Below are 1,889 nucleotides of genomic sequence, written 5' to 3'. Positions count from 1 at the left end.
CAGTACCTCCTTGATAGCTTGCAAAAAGGCTCTACGCAGATTGCAGGAGGTCTTCTCCTTGCTAATGATATCATCCTCTCATCGCCCTCCTCGGGTAAGGTGACGGCAGCCCTATCAGGTAGTGCGGCAGAGGGACATAAGGCATTGCGACTAGGCATCGTCGATACACTGCAGGAGATGACCGCATTTAGCAATGACGGCACAGGGCATGTTGGACCTCTCTACTTCCGTGGGGGTATGCTGGAGTTCGTGGATGAATCCGTGGATACTCAGGTACTTGCGATAGGCAAGGGTACAATGAGTAAGCGGCTAAATGATATCATCAACTCGAATTCCGTCAACTCTTATCTTATTAACAACGCAAATGGGAGTCTAAACTATCACAACGATGTTAAGAGCTGGACACTCAACGTATCTAACGACAACACGAAGATAGTAGTCAAGGGAAAGCTAAGGGCGAGAGGACAAGCTGCGCAAAGCGCCGGTGGAAATTTGTCGTTTTCGGGATGTGGTATCACGCTGAGCATTGACGGAGTAGGGACGATAGGAACAGCAGGAAGTATGTGTACCTACGTGGAGGGGCTGCCCCCAAATTGCACGCTTGGAACGGCTACAATCAATAGTGTATTACACCTCAATCGAGGGCGATACACTGTGACAGCGCGGCAGACGGGCAATGGTGAAACCTCTTACGAAGATCTAAGCCTGCAGCAGATATGGAGCAGTAACAAGAGTTTTAACGCTATAAGCGAGAAGGGGGTGCGCTTTTACGGGAGCAAGGATAAGTACTTTGACCTCAATTATAGCTTGCCCTCGAATCTTGAGACGGTGGAGATACGTGGCGGTCTCAATGTAGATAAGCTCACTGTCGACACGCTAAAGGTCGCTAGCGGAGGACTGTATGCCGCCGGGGTAATCTCCACTTATGGCAATATGGATAGGTGGGTTGGCAACAAGATTGGTGTTAATAAAATCAGCAATGGACGTTACCGACTTACGCATAATATTGGCAGTATGCAATACGTAGTACAAGCAATAGTTATCAATAGCGACGACTGGAACACTTTTGTCATTAAAGGCTCGGAGACCACGACAAGCGTAGAGATTGGCGTGATGTGGAACAGTAGTTGGCGCGATGGTGCGATCCACTTTTCGATATTCGCTAGGTAAAATAAAGCGAGGTAGCGTGTTTGCGCTACCTCGCCAAAAAATCAAGTGATATGTGTATTAGTTCATGCCTTTTGCTTTTAGCTCGTGCCACTCCTCCTCGGTGCAAGGGTAAGCCTGGTAGGTCTCTTCGAAGAGCCTGTAAACGGTCTCGTACTCTTTTGCGTCAAATGCCTTCTGTATCTTCGCCCAAGCCTCCTTGAGCACCCTCTGAGGGATGTATCCGATTATCTTTTCATTTTTGTCTACAAACCGCACATTCGTTGCCTTGAAAAACTCCTCCTCTAGTGTTGGCTCGTTGGTTTTGTAGTTTGTCCCGATAATCCAATCGCCCCAGAAGACAAACTTCGCTTGGTCTACCAGCTTGTATTGATACTCGCCCGCTTTGCGCCCTTTTGTAGTGAGATAGTCACCTTCTTGTATAATAGCTCCTAGCCATGTGGTTGGCTCTGTCCCACGAGTGCTAGAGTAGAGCATATTTTCCGCCTGCTTGACGAGCTCGACGGGTGAGAGGTGCTCTGGGTTATGAGGGAGGTCAGGGTTCTCGGCACGGGTCTTACCGTCCGTTACGTTGATGTACAGCATTGCGTTTTTGTCTAAAAGTTTGTCGGATGGCTTGTTTTTGCCCCAGCACCCAGTGAGTGCAACTGTGGCGATAGCCATCAAGCATGTTGCGATAATCTTTTTCATGTCTCTCTATCTTAAAGTGTGATACTAACTTA

General features: G+C 48.2%; 2 protein-coding genes. One reads left to right on the top strand and one right to left on the bottom strand.

Annotated elements, in window-relative coordinates; translation table 11 throughout:
- On the top strand, window positions 1-1,170 hold a 1,170-nt coding region (locus tag A3GG_RS13575), incomplete at its 5' end, for a hypothetical protein (protein WP_033408126.1).
- A 57-nt stretch (window positions 1,171-1,227) separates the two neighbouring features.
- On the opposite strand, the gene A3GG_RS0101475 is transcribed toward A3GG_RS13575, so the two are convergent.
- Window positions 1,228-1,857: a hypothetical protein gene (locus A3GG_RS0101475; protein WP_156808636.1), complete on the bottom strand. Its 630-nt coding sequence runs from the start codon at window positions 1,855-1,857 to the stop codon at window positions 1,228-1,230.
- Between the last annotated feature and the right edge of the window lie 32 nt (window positions 1,858-1,889).

It is taken from the genome of Porphyromonas levii DSM 23370 (genome assembly GCF_000379925.1).
Classification (GTDB): domain Bacteria; phylum Bacteroidota; class Bacteroidia; order Bacteroidales; family Porphyromonadaceae; genus Porphyromonas_A; species Porphyromonas_A levii.
This window is presented reverse-complemented; position numbering and strand designations above follow the sequence as displayed.